Origin of the sequence: Achromobacter sp. PD1 (genome assembly GCF_048541815.1) — a bacterium.
Classification (GTDB): Bacteria; Pseudomonadota; Gammaproteobacteria; order Burkholderiales; family Burkholderiaceae_B; genus Achromobacter; species Achromobacter bronchisepticus_A.
The window spans coordinates 4,753,840-4,770,086 of record NZ_CP183349.1 but is presented as its reverse complement, the minus strand read 5'-3'; the positions used below and the strand labels follow the sequence as shown (position 1 = coordinate 4,770,086).

The 16,247-nt window shown below is 65.7% G+C and carries 17 protein-coding genes; 3 read left to right on the top strand and 14 right to left on the bottom strand.

Annotation, left to right across the window (positions count from 1 at the left end; all coding sequences use genetic code 11):
* Positions 1 to 72: 72 nt before the first annotated feature.
* Entirely contained in the window at positions 73 to 1,080 is a 1,008-nt protein-coding gene (locus tag ACM1PE_RS22525) for a bifunctional helix-turn-helix transcriptional regulator/GNAT family N-acetyltransferase (protein ID WP_419340989.1), read from the top strand.
* On the opposite strand, the gene ACM1PE_RS22520 is transcribed toward ACM1PE_RS22525, so the two are convergent.
* From ACM1PE_RS22520 to ACM1PE_RS22505, 4 genes are all read right to left on the bottom strand, one after another.
* Positions 1,048 to 1,743 (bottom strand): pentapeptide repeat-containing protein, encoded by a 696-nt coding sequence (locus ACM1PE_RS22520; protein ID WP_118932941.1) that lies wholly within the window; start codon positions 1,741 to 1,743, stop codon positions 1,048 to 1,050. The genes ACM1PE_RS22525 and ACM1PE_RS22520 overlap by 33 nt on opposite strands.
* Before the next feature lie 39 nt (positions 1,744 to 1,782).
* Positions 1,783 to 2,433, bottom strand: coding sequence for a response regulator (locus ACM1PE_RS22515; RefSeq protein ID WP_059378753.1), 651 nt, complete (start codon positions 2,431 to 2,433; stop codon positions 1,783 to 1,785).
* Between the two features lie 164 nt (positions 2,434 to 2,597).
* Positions 2,598 to 3,014 (bottom strand): gas vesicle accessory protein GvpU, encoded by a 417-nt coding sequence (gene gvpU / locus ACM1PE_RS22510; protein WP_187523982.1) that lies wholly within the window; start codon positions 3,012 to 3,014, stop codon positions 2,598 to 2,600.
* Positions 3,015 to 3,113: 99 nt separating this feature from the next.
* On the bottom strand, positions 3,114 to 4,097 hold the full coding sequence (locus tag ACM1PE_RS22505; protein WP_059378755.1) for a helix-turn-helix transcriptional regulator: 984 nt from the start codon (positions 4,095 to 4,097) through the stop codon (positions 3,114 to 3,116).
* 118 nt (positions 4,098 to 4,215) lie between these two features.
* Here ACM1PE_RS22505 and ACM1PE_RS22500 point away from each other — a divergent pair, with 118 nt between their 5' ends.
* Positions 4,216 to 4,821 carry a glutathione S-transferase family protein gene (locus ACM1PE_RS22500; RefSeq protein ID WP_306635733.1) on the top strand — a complete coding sequence of 202 codons (606 nt, stop codon included), beginning with the start codon at positions 4,216 to 4,218 and terminating at the stop codon, positions 4,819 to 4,821.
* 23 nt (positions 4,822 to 4,844) lie between these two features.
* Here the strand turns inward: ACM1PE_RS22500 and ACM1PE_RS22495 are convergent, their stop codons facing one another.
* From ACM1PE_RS22495 to cyoA, 8 genes are all read right to left on the bottom strand, one after another.
* Entirely contained in the window at positions 4,845 to 6,170 is a 1,326-nt protein-coding gene (locus ACM1PE_RS22495) for a ParB/Srx family N-terminal domain-containing protein (RefSeq protein ID WP_419340988.1), read from the bottom strand.
* 35 nt (positions 6,171 to 6,205) lie between these two features.
* Positions 6,206 to 6,589, bottom strand: coding sequence for a hypothetical protein (locus ACM1PE_RS22490; RefSeq protein WP_059378760.1), 384 nt, complete (start codon positions 6,587 to 6,589; stop codon positions 6,206 to 6,208).
* Positions 6,590 to 6,723: 134 nt separating this feature from the next.
* Entirely contained in the window at positions 6,724 to 7,830 is a 1,107-nt protein-coding gene (locus ACM1PE_RS22485; protein ID WP_059378761.1) for a porin, read from the bottom strand.
* Positions 7,831 to 7,943: 113 nt separating this feature from the next.
* Positions 7,944 to 8,723 (bottom strand): SURF1 family protein, encoded by a 780-nt coding sequence (locus ACM1PE_RS22480; RefSeq protein ID WP_118932944.1) that lies wholly within the window; start codon positions 8,721 to 8,723, stop codon positions 7,944 to 7,946.
* Positions 8,723 to 9,127, bottom strand: coding sequence for a cytochrome o ubiquinol oxidase subunit IV (gene cyoD, locus ACM1PE_RS22475; protein WP_059378763.1), 405 nt, complete (start codon positions 9,125 to 9,127; stop codon positions 8,723 to 8,725). The genes ACM1PE_RS22480 and cyoD overlap by 1 nt, the downstream gene beginning before the upstream one ends.
* Positions 9,124 to 9,765, bottom strand: coding sequence for a cytochrome o ubiquinol oxidase subunit III (gene cyoC, locus ACM1PE_RS22470; RefSeq protein ID WP_059378764.1), 642 nt, complete (start codon positions 9,763 to 9,765; stop codon positions 9,124 to 9,126). The genes cyoD and cyoC overlap by 4 nt, the downstream gene beginning before the upstream one ends.
* On the bottom strand, positions 9,758 to 11,761 hold the full coding sequence (cyoB, locus tag ACM1PE_RS22465) for a cytochrome o ubiquinol oxidase subunit I (RefSeq protein WP_059378766.1): 2,004 nt from the start codon (positions 11,759 to 11,761) through the stop codon (positions 9,758 to 9,760). The genes cyoC and cyoB overlap by 8 nt, the downstream gene beginning before the upstream one ends.
* Positions 11,762 to 11,834: 73 nt before the next feature.
* Positions 11,835 to 12,875 carry a ubiquinol oxidase subunit II gene (cyoA, locus tag ACM1PE_RS22460; protein WP_059378858.1) on the bottom strand — a complete coding sequence of 347 codons (1,041 nt, stop codon included), beginning with the start codon at positions 12,873 to 12,875 and terminating at the stop codon, positions 11,835 to 11,837.
* A 222-nt stretch (positions 12,876 to 13,097) separates the two neighbouring features.
* Between cyoA and ACM1PE_RS22455 the strand changes: the two genes are divergently transcribed.
* Positions 13,098 to 14,420 carry an MFS transporter gene (locus ACM1PE_RS22455; protein WP_059378767.1) on the top strand — a complete coding sequence of 441 codons (1,323 nt, stop codon included), beginning with the start codon at positions 13,098 to 13,100 and terminating at the stop codon, positions 14,418 to 14,420.
* A 12-nt stretch (positions 14,421 to 14,432) separates the two neighbouring features.
* Here ACM1PE_RS22455 and ACM1PE_RS22450 read toward each other — a convergent pair whose 3' ends face one another.
* Positions 14,433 to 15,476, bottom strand: a complete 1,044-nt coding sequence (locus tag ACM1PE_RS22450; RefSeq protein ID WP_419340985.1) for a histone deacetylase family protein — start codon at positions 15,474 to 15,476, stop codon at positions 14,433 to 14,435.
* Between the two features lie 109 nt (positions 15,477 to 15,585).
* Positions 15,586 to 16,167 carry an XAC2610-related protein gene (locus ACM1PE_RS22445; RefSeq protein WP_059378769.1) on the bottom strand — a complete coding sequence of 194 codons (582 nt, stop codon included), beginning with the start codon at positions 16,165 to 16,167 and terminating at the stop codon, positions 15,586 to 15,588.
* Positions 16,168 to 16,247 lie beyond the last annotated feature (80 nt).

Sequence of the window (16,247 nt, the reverse complement as noted above, 5' to 3'; positions counted from 1 at the left end):
GGCGCAAAACAAGTTGAGTTGGTTGCGATTCGCAAGTATATTGGTTGCGAACCGCAACTTTAAGGGCGCGCCATGGACTTGATCGACACCCCCATCCAATCTCGCGATCAGACCATCCGGGATCTGCGGGAGTTCTCCCGCAAACTGGTGCGCGAGCTGGGCTTCATGCGCAGCTCGCTGGCCGGCAGCGAGCTGGCGCCGTCCGCCGTGCACGCCATCATCGAGATCGGCCTGCAGCCGGGCATCCAGGCGCGCGACCTGGCGGCCATCCTCAGGCTGGACAAGTCCAATACCAGCCGGCAGGTCGCCAAGCTGGAATCCGCCGGGCTGTTGACGCGCGAGGCCGACAGTGAAGACGCGCGCTCGTCGCGGCTGTACCTGAGCGCGGAGGGAGCCCGGCTGCGTACGCAGATCGACCAGTTCGCCACCGACCAGGTTTCGCGGGCATTGCGTCAACTGGCGCCCGAGGACCAGCAGTCGCTGATCCGCTTTCTTTCCCTGTATGCCGACGCCCTGTCGCACGAGAACCCCAACACCGCGTCCGCCGTCACGGGCGGCATCGCCGAGCAGATCCACGCCGGCTACCTGCCCGGCTGCATCGGCGACGTGGCCAGCCTGCATGCGCGCTATTACGCGCAGGCCTCGGGATTCGGCGTGTACTTCGAACGCAAGGTGGCGACCGAGCTGGCCGAGTTCGCCGAAGGCCTGCCCGCCGCCGGCAAGAACATCTGGCTCTACGCGGACAACGGCAGGACGCTGGCCTCCATCGTCATCGATGGCGACCTTGCCGCCCGCGAAGCGCACCTGCGCTGGTTCATCGTCGACGAGTCGCTGCGCGGCATGGGCGTGGGCCGCGCCCTGCTGGAGCGGGCCATGGCGTTTGTCGACGCTCACTACGACGAGACCTACCTGTGGACCTTCAAGGGGCTGGATGCGGCCAGGCATCTCTACGAGGCAGCCGGCTTCACGCTGGCCGAGGAGTCCGAAGGCCGCCAGTGGGGCAGCGTGGTGGTCGAACAGCGCTTTGTCCGCCGCGGGCGGCGCGCCTCAGATCACGCTGATGCGCAGCTCGGCCAGTAGGGCTGCCGCCTGAGTCTTGGATATGGTGGCGCCTGCCAGGCGCGCGGCCGAATTCAGGTCGAGGCCGCCCAGGTCGGCTTCGCGCAGGTCGGCGCCTTCGAAGCGGACATTCTTCAGGATGGCGTTGCGCAGGCTGCCGCCATGGAACACGGTGTCGCGGAAATCGCTGCCGGTCAGGTCGGCATCGGAGCAGTCCAGGTGCCGCACATCGGTCTTGCGAAACGACACGCCGCGCAGCAGCGCGCCGACCAGCAGGCATTCCTCCAGCGACCAGCCCAGGCAGGCGATGCCGTCGAAGTCGCTGCCGGTGAGCTTGCAGCCCTGGAAACGGGCAGCGGCCAGCCGGGCGCGGCGCCAGTTGGCATTGTTGAGATCGCAGTTTTCAAAGACGGCATCGCTGGCGTCGCACGAGGCGAAATCCACCTGGCCGCCGCGGCAGCGCAGCCAGACGGCGTCCGCCAGCGTGGCGCCCTGAAAGGAGGCGCCAGCGATCGCGCAGGCCGTCAATTGCAGGCCGCGCAAATCCAGGCGCGAGAAATCCGCGTCCTGGAAGTCGCAGTCTTGGAACGAGAGCGGGCGGCCCGCCGAGCGTTCGATCATGGCCTGCATCAGCTTGCGGTCCACTTCCTGGCCCGTCACCGTCTCGATTGATTCTTGCGTCATGTCGCAAGTTCCTGCCTGAATTTCTGGAAAGGGGACAGCCTACTGGAAGATTTCGCTTTCGACGCAGAAGGCGATCAGTTCCTGGTCGGTGCGGACGTTGAGCTTGCGCATGGCCGAGATCTTCTGGCCGCTGACTGTCTTGACGCTGCGCTTCAAGGCGTCGGCCACCTGCATCATGGATTCGCCGCGGATGAAGTGGCGCAGCACTTCGAATTCCTTGGGCGACAGGCTGTTGATGCGTTCACCGATGAACTTGCTGCGCTCATCGGCGGCGCCGTCGCGCTGGAAGCCGGGCGGATAGTACTTGCGGCCGGCATGCAGCGTTTCCAGCGCGGTCATGATCTCGGTGAGGTTGTCGCGCTTGAGCACCACCGCGGCCACGCCGGCGTCGTAGAGCGCCGAGATGATCATGGAATTCGACACCATGGTCAGCACCACGATCTGGACTTCCGGGTAATGCCGCGTCAGGTATTTGACCAGGCGGATGCCGTCACCGTAGGTGTCGTCGCCGGGCATGGAATAGTCGGTGATCACCACGTGCGGCATATCGCGTTGCAGGTGCTGGACCAGCGCGGTCGGCCCGGACAGGGTGGCCGTGACCTCGAAATTGAGGTCCTTTTCCAGCAGGTCGCGCATCCCCATCAAGACCAGGGGATGGTCGTCAACCAGGACGATACGGAGTCTTTCCATGCGGGGGAGTGACTTCAAGCGAGCCCTTGCTGCAACTGGGGAGATGGCGGTCGGACTCATGGTTGGGGGGAGGCAAACCGATAGCGTAGTGGTTTTTGCGTAGCGGCGCGCCCCGCGCCCGAGAACCGGGGCGGGGAACGCGCGCAACAGGGAGATCGGCGGCCTCAGCCGGCCGCTTCTTCTTGCAGGCGGCCCAGGACGAAGCCGTCGACAGCGCTGGTGCGGCCGCGCCACAGCGTGGGCTGTCCGGCGATGGGGGTGCCGTCGGCAGTGAAGAACAGCGCGTCGGCGAGATGGATGTAGTTCGGCAGCGGGTCGGCGGGTTGGGGCACGCGGAAGACGTCGCCCAGTTCCGCCAGCGAGGCATGCACGGCCTTGCGGGTGGCGTCGTCCACCTTGTCCAGCGAGTCCGTGAAGCTGGCGGCGAAGCTGTCGAAGTACTCCGCGCCGGACACGATGGAACCCGACACCAGCATGCCGCCCATCTGCAGGGTCACGCCGATGCTCTCGATCTGGCTGCCGTTGTTCACCAGGTTGACGAGAAATTGCAGGAAGGCGTCGGCGTCGGGAACGTTGCTCATGGCGTGATTCTTGGAAATGTTTGGAAAGCAATCAAGATACTCGAATCGCGGGCGAAATACACAGAATGGGATAGGCCGAAAAACAACCAAATCCGACCGCTATCTCCCCGCTTTGGGAGCTGTCATTTTTTCCAGGCTGCGCCCCAGCCGTTCGCTGGCCAGCCGCAGGCGGTCCTGCAGCGCCGCAGGCGCCAGCACCTCGAATTCGACGTCCAGCGCCATCAGCCAGTAAACCAGCGCGTCCAGGCTGGGCACGGCGCATTGCAGCACGCAGCGCGCTTCGTCCAGCGCGTCGATCTGGCCGGCGCCCGGCGGGATGCGCGCAGCCATGACGGCGCGCGGCGCATGCAGGACCACGCGCGCCGGTTCCGGATGCGGCGCCATGTTGACCGAGCGCGAGACATAGGCGCGCAGGTCGCCGCCTTCGGGCGGCGGGCGCGGGGCGAAATGCGCGCCGACTTCCGGGGCGCCCGCGATGCGGTCGATACGGAAGGTGCGCCAGTCCTCGCGCGCGGGATCCCAGGCCACCAGATACCAACGGTATCCGGTATGCGCCAAGCCTTGCGGCTCCACCAGCCGGGTGCTGGCCCGGCCCTTGCCGTCCGCATAGTCGAAGCCGACTCGCAATTGGTCGCGGCAGGCGGCTGCCAGCGTGGCCAGCAGGGTGGCGTCGACGGCAGCGCCGTCGCGCGGGATCGGCACGATGGCCGAGCGCAGGGCGTCGACCCGGTGGCGCAGGCGCTGAGGCATGACCTGCTCCAGCTTCACAAGCGCCCGCAGCGCGGTTTCCTCGATGCCGCCCACCGTGCCCGTGGCGGCCGTGCGCAGGGTGAGCGCCACGGCCAGCGCTTCATCGTCGTCCAGCAGCAGGGGCGGCAGCGCCTTCCCCGCGCGAAAGGCATAGCCGCCGGCCACGCCGCTGCTGGCATGGACGGGGTAGCCCAGTTCGCGCAGCTTGTCGATGTCGCGCCGCAGGGTGCGGGGGTGAATCGCCAGCGTCGCGGCCAGCTCGGTTCCGGCCCAATGGCGGCGGGTCTGCAGCAGCGACAGCAGGCGCAGGAGGCGGTTGCTGGAAGTAAGCATGGCGGCACGATAACGCGTATCGAGGGCGGAATCTGTCCTCAATGGATTCTACATTGGCTCCCGTAGTCAGCGGCAGGGGCCGCGACGCACATCCCTTGATTGAATTGGAGATTCGCCCATGTCTATCGTTTTCTATTGGCACCCCATGTCCAGCGCAACCCCGGTGGCTTGCGCGCTTGCCGAACTGGCCGTGCCGCACGAACGCGTGAAGGTGGACATCAGGACGGGGGAACAGCATCGTCCCGAATTCCTGGCGCTCAATCCGAACGGCAAGGTCCCCACGCTGACGGTGGACGGCGCTCCCTTGTTCGAAACCTTGGCGATACAGCTATGGCTGGGAGAGCGCTACGGCGTGGAACGCGGCCTGTGGCCCGCCGCCGACACGCCCGAACGCCTGCTGGCGATGTCGTGGTGCGCCTGGTCCTATGTCAGCTACGGTGCGGCGGTGACGCGCCTGTATCTCGCCACGCAGGGCGCAGACGCGCCCGGCGGCGCCGAGGCCGAACGCGTACTGGACGACGCGGACGCGTTGCTGGCCGTGCTGGACGGCCATCTGTCGCGGCAACCCTGGATTTTGGGCGCGGCCTACTCGCTGGCCGACCTGGTGGTCGGTTCGGTGATCGGCTATAGCGCCTATCTGGGCGCCAGGGTGGCGTCGCATCCGCATGTGCGGGCGTGGATGGACCAGGTCCAGGCCCGGCCCGCCATGCAGATCGACGCTTAGCGCGTGTGGGCAGGCGCCGCGGCTTACCAGCCCCAGCAGGTGCCGGCCGCGGGCTTGCCGCAGTTGCGGTAGTTCACGGCGAACCACAGCTTGCCAGCGCCCCGCGGACTGCCATCGGTCTTGGCGTCGTTGCGCGGCAGCTCTTCCAGGGTGTCGCGCGCCTTTTTGGTGGGCGAGCCGCTGGCGGCGTCGGGCGCCAGCGCGATACGTCCCAGGCCGGCAGCGTCGCGGTCATCGAAGACGATGTCGGTGTCCTTCAATGCGCTCATCTTCAGGGAGGCGTCGCGCACCGCGGCGGCATAGCTGTCGTTGGCGCCGGCAGGGGCCAGGCTCTTGTCGAGGGTGCTGACGGCGAGGATCTGCGCCGGCGCGGCGGGTGCCATCATCTTGTACTGGTCCAGGCCCGGCAACTGGCCGCCCGCGGCTTGGCGGCGCAGCCAGTCGCCCCACAGGAACTCCGCGAACTCCGGCAGGTTGCCGTTGCTGTAGGCGATGTCGCGGGTGAAGTACACCAGCGAGCGGTAGCGGTCCTCCTGCATGCCGCCGGCCTCCTGGGTGCTGGCCAGCCCCAGGCGGGCGGGCAACTGGTCCACGGTGATGGGCTGGTTCTGGCCGTCGCGCAGCCAGGCGCGGCGTTCGTCGACCATGCGCTGCCAGAACGCCGCCGCATTGGGCAGGGTGCTGTAGTTGGCGTCGACCTTGACCCAGACCGGCAGCTTGGGCCCGCCATCGGCGATTTCGCGCAGCGACGAGAAGGTGTGGTGGCCATCGGTCAGATACAGGTTGCCGTCCCAGCCGACCACCACCGTCTTGAGGTTGGCGGTGTCGGTGCCGGGGGCGTTCTTGCAGGTGTAGGTGGCGGGCTGATCCAGGCGCGCGGCGCGCGCCTCGGCGACGCTCTGGAATTCCTGCGCGCGCTCGGCGCCACCCATGTCTTCGCAGTAGTCGTCGAACTTCTTGCCGACCGTGCGGTTCAGGTAGTCCAGCTGCTGTGCCGGCTTGTCCGCCCAGGTCGGACGTTCGAAGTCCCCTTGCCAGCGGCCGAGCTTGTAGTAGATCTGGTCGTAGCCGATGGCGGCCTGGGTGGGGCGCAGCTCTTCGATGCGGACCTGGATGACGTCGCCCGGCTTGGCCTGCAGGTAGGCCGTGTTGCGCGGCGGCTGGGTTTCGGCGGGGGGCGTTTCTTCGACGGGAGGCGGCGCGACGGCGACGGGTTCGTCGTCATGATCGTCGCCGCCGCCGTTGCAGGCTGCAAGGGCCAGCGGCAGCAAGGCCGCGGCCACGGCGTGCAACAGACGTGGCCGGCGGGCGGGAAGAGCGCGGCGCGCAGGACGGGAGATAGAGGGCATGGTCCGCTTCAGGATCTGGTTTCAAAGATAGCCGATCATGAGGGACGCGTGTTTCCTGCAGATTGCACCGGAGCGGGTTGCCACGCATGCAGCCGGTCCATGAGGTCGCGCACGACGGCGGCCTGATCGTGGATGCGGGCGGCAGCGCATGCCGACAGGCCCGCCGCCAGCTCCTCTTCCAGGGCTTCGAAGTGCGAGGCAGGCGCTCGCATCTGCAAGGCCAGCAGCGCGCCCTGTATGCGATGCAGCATTTGGGCCGTAGCGACGGCATCGGGTTTTTCGGCGGCCTGTTCCAGCGCATCGAGATCCTGGGTCATGGTGTCCTTGATGAGCTGGCGGTGGTTCGGCGCAAGCGCGGCGTACACGGCGAGCGTACCCGCGGCGGGAAAGGCGGAAGTATGAGGGAGCGGTTTATGCATGAGAGCCTCCTAGGCGTACATGCTGATGACGTCAGGCTCCCGGGCGATATTAAAAAGGTCCGATACCAGGGGGCAGGTAATCGGACCGATTCGTCAGGAACGGAAGCGGCCCCGCAGCCGCTCCGCTGACTTGCTTAGAACGTGTGGCGCACGCCGACGCCGGCGGCCGTGCTCTTCAGGCCGTCGATGAAGGCATAGTCCTTGCCGTACGAACCATAGGCGTACAGGTTGGTGCGCTTGGACAGGTCGTAGGTGTAGCCCACGCTCCAGACGTTCATGTTGGTGTCGCCGCCGGTCAGCTTGTCATTGTTCGGCGATACGTGCTGCCACGACGCGAACAGGCTGCTCGCGCTGCCCAGGGGCAGGGTGGCGCCCAGCATGTAGGAGTTGGCCTTGAAGCCGTCCACGAAACGGTTGGTGCCGAATTCGTCGCTGAAGGGCGTGCCCGCGGGCAGGTCCTGGCCGACGAACCAGCCGTCGGTGGTGCGGCCGTAGGCGGCGGCGAGCTTCACGACTTCCAGGTCGTAGGACACGCCCAGCGCGTACTGGCGCGGCGTGGCGTCATGGTCGATGGCGCCGCGGTTGGAGCCGTTGAGCTGGTCGTAGGTCAGCGCTACGTTCAGCGGACCTTGCACGTAGCGCAGGCCGGCGGTGATGCCGCGGGTATTGTCGGCGGTGCGAAAGCCCGTCTGGTCGGCGTTCGTGTCGTCCGCATTGAACGAGTAGCCGACGCCGAGCTCGAAGCCGTTCACCGAAGGCGTCTTGTACATCACCATGTTGTCCCAGCGCATGGTGTTGGCGGCGCTGAAACCCAGGCCCATGTTGGACTGCGTGTAGCTGGTGTAGAAGGGGTCGATGTCGGCAAGGTAGTTCGAGCCCACCGTGGCCTGGCGGCCGAACTCCAGCGTGCCCCAGGCGTCGTTGGCCAGGCCGATGGTGGCCTGGCGGCCGAACAGGCGGCCGGATTGACCGCGCTGGCCGTTGGCCGAGTCGAATCCGCTTTCCAGCGTGAACACGGCGCGCAGACCGTCGCCCAGATCTTCGGCGCCGCGCAGTCCCCAGCGCGAGCCGGCCTGGATGCCGTTGATCATGCCTATCTTGCTACCGTCGTATCCATCGCCTTTGATCTTGTTGTAACCAATGCCGGTGTCGATGACACCATAGAGAGTTACCGACGATTCTGCCTGAGCAACGCCTGCAAAAGTCGTGAACATTGCGGCGGCGAGCAGCGTCTTTTTCATCCTTGGGGACTCCTTGTAGAGGGGTGGAAAAAACAAAAGGGAACAGCACGCGAGCATGTAGCCCAGCGCTGTTCCCAGCCCTCATTGTAGGACACCGGCCGCAGCCGGCTGGATCAGTCCTTGCGGCGTGCGCGCTTTTCCTCGCGCACAAAGATGAAAACGCCGACCAGCACCATGGCCGCCAGGGCGTACCAGGTGATGGCGTAGCTCAGGTGATTGTTGGGGAAGTTCAGCACCGTCAGGCCGCCGACCGGGGCAGTGCGTCCGCTGCCGTCCTTGCCCGTCGCATCGGCGTCGATGAAGTAGGGCGCTACGTCGCTCAAGCCGCGCGCCGCGGCGATGGCGGGCAGGTCGCGCGAGTACCAGAGGTTGGTCGCCGGATCGTTGTTGCGCAGGAAACCATGGGCGGGTTCGCCCATGCGCAGCAGGCCGGTGACGCTGGCTTCTTCGGGCGTTTGTTGTATGGCCGACTTGCTCTTGCGCCATTCGGGCAGCACGAAGCCGCGGTTGACCAGCACCGTGCCGCCCTCGGGCAACTGCAGCGGCGTCATGACCCAGTAGCCGCTGCCCAGCTCGGTCGCGGCCTGCACCAGGGTCTGGCGGTCGTACAGATAGGTGCCCTTGGCGGTGACACGGCGGTATTCGGCGTTGTCGGAGGTCAGCGCGGGCCATTCGGCCTGGGCCGGCGCCGGCGTGGGCGCCGCATGGGCGCGCTGTTCGACCTGTGCGATCAGGGTGCGCTTCCAGGCCAGCCGGTGCACCTGCCAGGTGCCCAGGGCGCAAAGCCCCGCGAAAATGGCGACAGCAAGCACCCCCAGGATGACCAGGGTGATTTTGCTGCGCGGATTGCGGGAGGAGGTGTCGCGGGTAGTGGAGTCGTTTACTGCGGCCATCAGGGCATTTTCCGCATGTCGTGAGTGGACATGGGCATCATATTGGAGTCGAGGTGATACATGATCCAGATGGATCCGCTGAGCGTGATTACGACCAGCACCAGCGTGAATATTAACGCCAACATGTTCCAGCCGCTTTCGGACTTGGTGTCCATGTGCAGGAAGTAGATGATGTGGACCACGATCTGCACGGCGGCGAAGGCCAGGATGATCAACGCAGTGGTGCGGGATTCGGAGAAAACCCGATTCATGACCAGCCAGAACGGAATGGCCGTCAGGATGGCTGCCAGCACAAAGCCGGTCATGTAGCTCTTGAAGGTGCCGTGGGCGGCGCCGTCATCGTCGTCGTGGTGGTCATGGCCGCCATGGCCGTGATCGGCCGGATGATCCAGGTGCGCGGTCATGGCAGCACTCCCATCAGGTACACGAAGGTGAAGACGCCCACCCAGATCAGGTCCAGGAAGTGCCAGAACATCGACAGGCACATCAGGCGGCGGCGGTTTTCGGGGATCAAGCCGTGCATCTGGACCTGGATCATCATCGTCACCAGCCACACGATGCCGAAGGTGACGTGCAGCCCGTGGGTGCCGACCAGGGTGAAGAAGGACGACAGGAAGGCGCTGCGCTGGGGACCTGCGCCCTGGTGGATCAGGTGCGCGAATTCGTACAGTTCCAGGGACAGAAAGCCCAGCCCCAGGATGCCGGTCACGGCCAGCCACAGCTGGGTGGCGCCGACGCGGTTGCGCCGCATTTCCAGCATCGCGAAACCGTAGGTGATGGAAGACAGCAGCAGCAACGCGGTATTCACCGCCACCAGTTCCAGATCGAACAGGTCCGCGCCGGACGGGCCTGCCGCATAGTTGCGTCCCAGCACGCCATAGGTGGCGAACAGGCAGGCGAAGATGAGGCAATCGCTCATCAGGTAGACCCAGAACCCCAGCAGGGTGCCGTTCTTGGGATGGTGTTCGCCCGGGACGTGGAACACGGGTTCGGCGGGCGGCGCCGTGCCGCCGGGCAGGTTGGGGGCCAGGGTATCAGACATTTTTCGCTAGCAACCTTGTGCGGGCGTCTTCGGCGCGCACGACCTCTTCGGCCGGCACGTAGTAGTCGCGCTTGTAGTTGAAGGTGTGAATGATGGACACCAGGATCAGCGCCGCGAACGACAGCACGACCAGCGGCCACATATGCCAGATCAAGGCGAAACCCATCACCACGCTGATACCCGCCAGCACGATGCCCGCCCAGGTGTTCTTGGGCATGTGGATGGGAATGAAGCCCTGCTGCGGCCGCAGGTAGCCGTGCTGCTTCATCTGCCACCAGGCGTCCTGGTCATGCACGCGCGGCGTGAAGGCGAAGTTGTAGTTGGGCGGGGGCGACGAGGTCGACCATTCCAGCGTGCGGCCGTCCCAGGGGTCGCCGGTGTCGTCGCGCAGCGATTCGCGGCGGCGGTAGCTGACCACCAGCTGGATCAGGAAGCTGGCGATGCCGCAGGCGATCAGCAGGGCGCCGAAGGCCGCCACCTGGAACCAGATCTGCAGGGACATGTCCTCGAAGTGGTTCACACGCCGCGTCACGCCCATCAGCCCCAGCACGTACAGCGGCATGAAGGCGACGTAGAAGCCCACCAGCCAGAACCAGAACGAGCACTTGCCCCAGAACGGATCGAGCTTGTAGCCGAAGGCCTTGGGAAACCAGTACGTGATGCCGGCCATCAGCCCGAACAGCACGCCGCCGATGATCACGTTATGGAAGTGCGCGATCAGGAACAGGCTGTTGTGCAGCACGAAGTCGGCGGGCGGAACGGCCAGCAGCACGCCCGTCATGCCGCCGATCACGAAGGTCACCATGAAACCCAGCGTCCACAGCATGGGGACCTCGAAGCGGATGCGCCCGTGGTACATGGTGAACAGCCAGTTGAAGATCTTTGCTCCGGTCGGGATCGAAATGATCATGGTGGTGATCCCGAAGAACGAGTTCACGCTCGCCCCTGACCCCATGGTGAAGAAATGGTGCAGCCATACCAGGTACGACAGCACCGTGATCACGACCGTGGCATACACCATGGATGCGTAGCCGAAGAGGCGCTTGCGGCAGAAGGTGGAGACCACTTCGGAGAAGATGCCGAAGGCCGGCAGGATCAGGATGTAGACCTCGGGGTGGCCCCAGATCCAGATCAGGTTCACGTACATCATGGCGTTGCCGCCGAAGTCCGCGGTGAAGAAGTTGGTGCCCACGTAGCGGTCCATGGACAGCAGCGCCAGCACCGCGGTCAGCACCGGAAAAGCGGCCACGATCAGCACGTTGGTGCACAGCGCGGTCCAGGTGAAGATGGGCATGCGCATCATGGTCATGCCGGGCGCGCGCATCTTGACGATGGTGACCAGCAGGTTGACGCCCGAGAGCAGCGTGCCTACCCCCGCTATCTGCAGGGCCCATATGTAGTAATCGACGCCCACGTCGGGACTCTGGAGGATCCCCGATAACGGTGGATACGCCAGCCAGCCGGTGCGCGCGAACTCGCCGACGAACAGCGACATCATGACCAGGATCACCCCGCCCGTGGTCATCCAGAAGCTGAAGTTGTTCAGGAAAGGAAAGGCCACGTCGCGCGCGCCGATCTGCAAGGGCACGATGTAGTTCATCAGGCCCGTGACCAGCGGCATGGCCACGAAGAAGATCATGATCACGCCGTGCGCGGTGAAGATCTGGTCGTAGTGGTGCGGCGGCAGGTAGCCCATCGAATCGCCGAACGCCACCGCCTGCTGCAGGCGCATCATGATGGCGTCGGCGAAGCCGCGCAGCAGCATCACGATGCCCAGGATGACGTACATGATGCCGATCTTCTTGTGGTCGATGCTGGTGAACCACTCGCGCCACAGATAGCCCCATTTGCCGAAGTAGGTGATGGCGCCCACCACCGCGATGCCGCCGATGGCGACCGCGATGAAGGTGAAGAGCAGGATCGGTTCATGGTAGGGAATGGCTTCCCAGGTCAACTTACCGAAGATCAGCTTGGTGAGGTCTGGTTGGTCAGGCATCTCGATTCCAGCAAAAAGACCGCAATTTCACGTAGCCCTTGCATCATCCGGATCGCCGTGCGCCAGCGATCCGCTACAGGAGCAATCCTTCGGTGGCGGTGCACATCGCGCCCACGTATTTGCGCGGCGCGCCGGTCAGGCCCAGGCGCTCGCGCGTTCCGGCGTCCAGGGTGGTGACGTTGAGCGCGCCGGGTATGCCCATGCCGCCTTGCGCGTCGATCGCCATCGCGTCGCGCATGCACATGCGGTTGGGTTCCACGCAGCGGTTGACGATCGCCTCGAACAGGCCGGGCGCGCTGGACGCATAGCGCTGCACCGGGTTGCGTTCGCTGGGTTGCTCCAGCTTCAGGTAGGTTTCGCGGCTGAGCGTGGCGTCGGAGGCGCGGGCGTCAGCCACCCATTTGTCGAAGCCCTGCTGGTCCACGCCGTGGAACTTGAAGCGCATGCCGGAAAAGCCCGAGCCGCTGTAATTGGCGGACAGGCCTTCGTATTCGCCGGGATGGTTGATCACCGCGTGCAGGGTGGTCTGCATGCCCGGCATGGCATAGATCTGCCCCGCCAGCGCGGGCACGAAGAAGGAATTCATCACCGTCGACGAGGTGATCTTGAACTGGATGGGGCGGTCGACCGGCGCCGCCATTTCGTTTACCGCCGCGATGCCTTGTTCGGGATAGATGAACAGCCACTTCCAGTCCAGCGCCACCACTTCCACCACCAGCGGTTTGGTGCCGGCTGGCACTTCGCGGCCTTCGGACAGGCGCACAAGCGGGCGGTAGGGATCCAGTTGGTGCGTGCTGACCCAGGTGAGCGCGCCCAGCGCGATGATGATCAGCAGCGGCGCGGCCCAGATCAGGAGCTCCAGCATGGTGGAGTGATTCCATTCGGGGTCATAGTGCGCTTCCTTGTTGCTGGCCCGGTAGCGCCATGCGAACACGAAAGTCAGGAGGATCACCGGCACGATGATGAGCAGCATCAAGCCGGTGGAAATGATGATCAGGTTGCGCTGCTGCAAAGCGATGTCGCCCGAGGGCGAGAGCAGGACTGCATTGCATCCGGCGAGCAATGGCAGCGCGGCAACCAGGACCAATCCGCGGAACCTTGGGAAGGACGGCATGACCATACCCCGAAACGTAACCGTGGGAAGTAAACGCAACACTACGCTGGAAGCCGCGAAAAATCTAGGGTAAAAAGAACAAAAATGCGCAGGACGACGCGCGCAGACCAGGGCTGCATCCCAATAACGGAGCGGCTCTGCGCGATATGGGCTGCAGGCGCGCGGGTGTGTTTCAGGATCGTAGGCAAGGCTGTTCCGAACCTCCTTTCAGCGAGCATTCACATGGCGACCACCACGCAATATCCCGGTCATGCTCCTTCACTCCCCGCGGCCGGCGGCGGCAGTCACGCCAAGGTTGCGCCAGGGGAAATCGCGGTGGGCGTGGTGGTGGGGCGCGCTTCCGAATACTTCGATTTCTTCGTCTTCGGCATCGCCTGCGTGCTGGTTTTTCCGCAGGTTTTCTTCCCCTTCGAACCGCGGCTGGAAGGCACCCTCTGGTCCTTCGTCATCTTCTCGTTCGCATTCATCATGCGGCCCATCGGCACGGCGCTCTCGATGGCCGCGCAGCGGCGCTGGGGGCGCGCGACCAAGCTCACCATCGCTCTGTTCCTACTGGGAACGGCCACGGTGGGCATGGCCTTTCTGCCGGGCTACAACGTCATCGGCGCGCATGCGATCACGCTGCTGGCGGTATTCCGCTGCCTGCAAGGGCTGGCGCTGGGCGGGTCGTGGGACGGCTTGCCGTCGCTGTTGGCGCTGAATGCGCCGCCCAACCGCCGCGGCTGGTATGCGATGCTGGGGCAGCTGGGCGCGCCCGTGGGCTTCATGGTGGCCAGCGCGCTGTTCCTGTTCCTGCACGTGACCCTGACCGAAGCCGATTTCCTGGAATGGGGCTGGCGCTATCCCTTCTTCGTGGCGTTCGCCATCAACGTGGTGGCGCTGTTTGCGCGGCTGCGCCTGGTCGTCACCGAGGAATACACGCAGCTGCTGGAAGAGGGCGAGCTGGAACCGATCAGCGTCGCGCAGATGGTGCGCGAGCAAGGCTACAACCTGTTCATCGGCGCATTCGCGGCGCTTGCCAGTTATGCCTTGTTCCACCTGGTCACGGTGTTTCCGCTGTCGTGGATCGCGGTCAGCGCCACCCAGCAGATCCAGGACGTGCTGATCGTGCAGATCATTGGCGCGGTGCTGGGCATCCTGGGCACCATCGCATCGGGCTGGCTGGCCGACCGCATCGGCCGGCGCACCACGCTGGGCCTGCTGGCCCTTCTGATCGCCGTGTTCGCGCTGTTCACGCCCTGGCTGCTGGGCGGCGGACCCAAGGCGCAGGATGCGTTCATCCTGGTGGGCTTCGTGCTGCTGGGGCTGTCCTACGGCCAGGCCTCGGGGACCGTCACCGCGAACTTCACGCGGCGCTTCCGCTACACGGGCGCGGCGCTGACCTCCGACATGGCCTGGCTGATCGGCGCGGCATTCGCGCCATTGGTCGCGCTGGGCCTGTCCGCGCGTTTCGGGCTGGTGGCGGTCAGCGTCTACCTGTTGTCGGGCGCTGCCTGCACGCTGCTGGCGCTGCGCATCAACAAGGTGCTCGAAACGCGGGACTGATGGGCCTGCTGTTCAGCCCGCGTAGCCTTCCAGCACGTTGGCGACGTTGATGCCCACGTCCGCCACGGCGTAGCCGCCTTCCATCGTGAACACCGCCGGCAGGCCCAGGCCTGCCAGCAGGCGGCCCACATGCAGGTAATCGGCGCTCTTGAGCTGGAACTTGGAGATGGGATCGCCTTCGTAGGTGTCCACGCCCAGCGCGATAACCACCGCGTCAGCCTTGAAGGCGCGCACGGCGGCCAGCCCTTGTTCCAACGCCTGCGTCCAGGCGGCGAAACCGGTGCCGGCGGGCAGCGGCAGGTTCAGGTTGGCGTCCAGGCCCGCGCCTGCGCCGCGCTCATCGGCGTAGCCCAGGTAGAAGGGGTACTCGGTGGTCGGATCGCCGTGCACCGACACGGTCAGCACGTCGGCGCGTTCATAGAAGATGCTCTGCGTGCCGTTGCCGTGGTGGTAGTCGACGTCCACGATGGCCACGCGTTGGGTGCCAGCTTCGCGTAGCGCCTGCGCGGCCAGCGCCGCGTTGTTCAGGAAGCAGTAGCCGCCGAAGAAATCGGGGCCCGCGTGGTGGCCGGGCGGACGCGTGAGCGCCATGGCGACGCGAGGCCCGCCCGCCGCGGATACCGCGCGCGCGGCGTCGATGGCGCAGGCCGCGCCTGCGGTGGCGGCCTCCCAAGTGCCCGCGGTCAGCGGGCAGCCGCTGTCGAACGAGAACAGGCCGACCCGCGCGGCGAAGTTGGTCGGTTCGATGTCGTGACGGAATCCGCGCACGGGCCAGACCGAAGGCAGGATGTCCAGTCCGGCATTGGCCGGGTCCAGCGCCACCCAATCGCGCCAGGCTGTTTCCAGGAAGTCCACGTAGCGCGGGGTGTGCACGCGCTTGACCAAGCCCAGGTCCGCCGCCGACGGTGTGCGCAATGCGCCGATGCCACGCTGGCTCAGCGCCTGCAGGACGAACTCCAGGCGCGCGGGGGTTTCGTGGCAGGGCACCAGCTTGCCGCGGAACATTTCCTGTCGGCCAGCGTGTTTTTCGTGGACAGGGTTGTGGAAAATCAGCACGGCGGGGGTGTCCTCGGACGTAGAGCCTGGTGGGCGGAAGCGCAACTATAGCGGCCGCGGCGTTTGCAGCGCCATGGCGAAGGCGGGACGCGCGCGGCGGGACGGCGCCTTACGGGCCAGTCTTCGCGGCGCATGTGCCGCCCTTGGCGCCGGGGTGCGGAATCTTGCGCTCCGATTCGCCCTCGCGCCGGGTCCAGGAGATGACCCGCGCCGAGCCGTCCGGGCACACCCGGTACTGTTCGAAGCCATAGGTGTCGGCGCTGTAGCGGCACGCCACGGAAATAATGGGCTTGGCCGCGTCGAACTCGGGATTGACGAAGCCGCGGCAGGGGCTGGCCGCCGCATCGGGATACGGGATCTCGTGGTAGCGCCCGTCCTTGGGGCGGTACAGGAAGATGCGCGAAATCGCTTGCGTGCTGCCGCCGGTCTGGCCGATGACGAAGTCGCGGTAGCCGTCATGGTCCACGTCCACGTCCTGGAATTGGTCGACTTCCTCGTCGCCGCCGATGCTCGCGATTTCCTGTTCCGGGCCGTTGCCCACGCGTGCGCCGAGGCGCTGCTGGGGCAGTTCGGAAACCGTCACCACCGAGGACAGGCCCGGCCGGATGGCATAGGCGTAGTCGCGGGCAACGGCGCCGTTGCAGAGCGCGGACAGCGCGGCCAAGGCCGCCATGGACAGGAATCCTTTCATGCGGGCGCCCTCCGCGCCGTGAACTCGGTGAGGCATTATGCCGCAGCGGCTTGCGGGGAAACCAGGACTTGCCGCCGGGC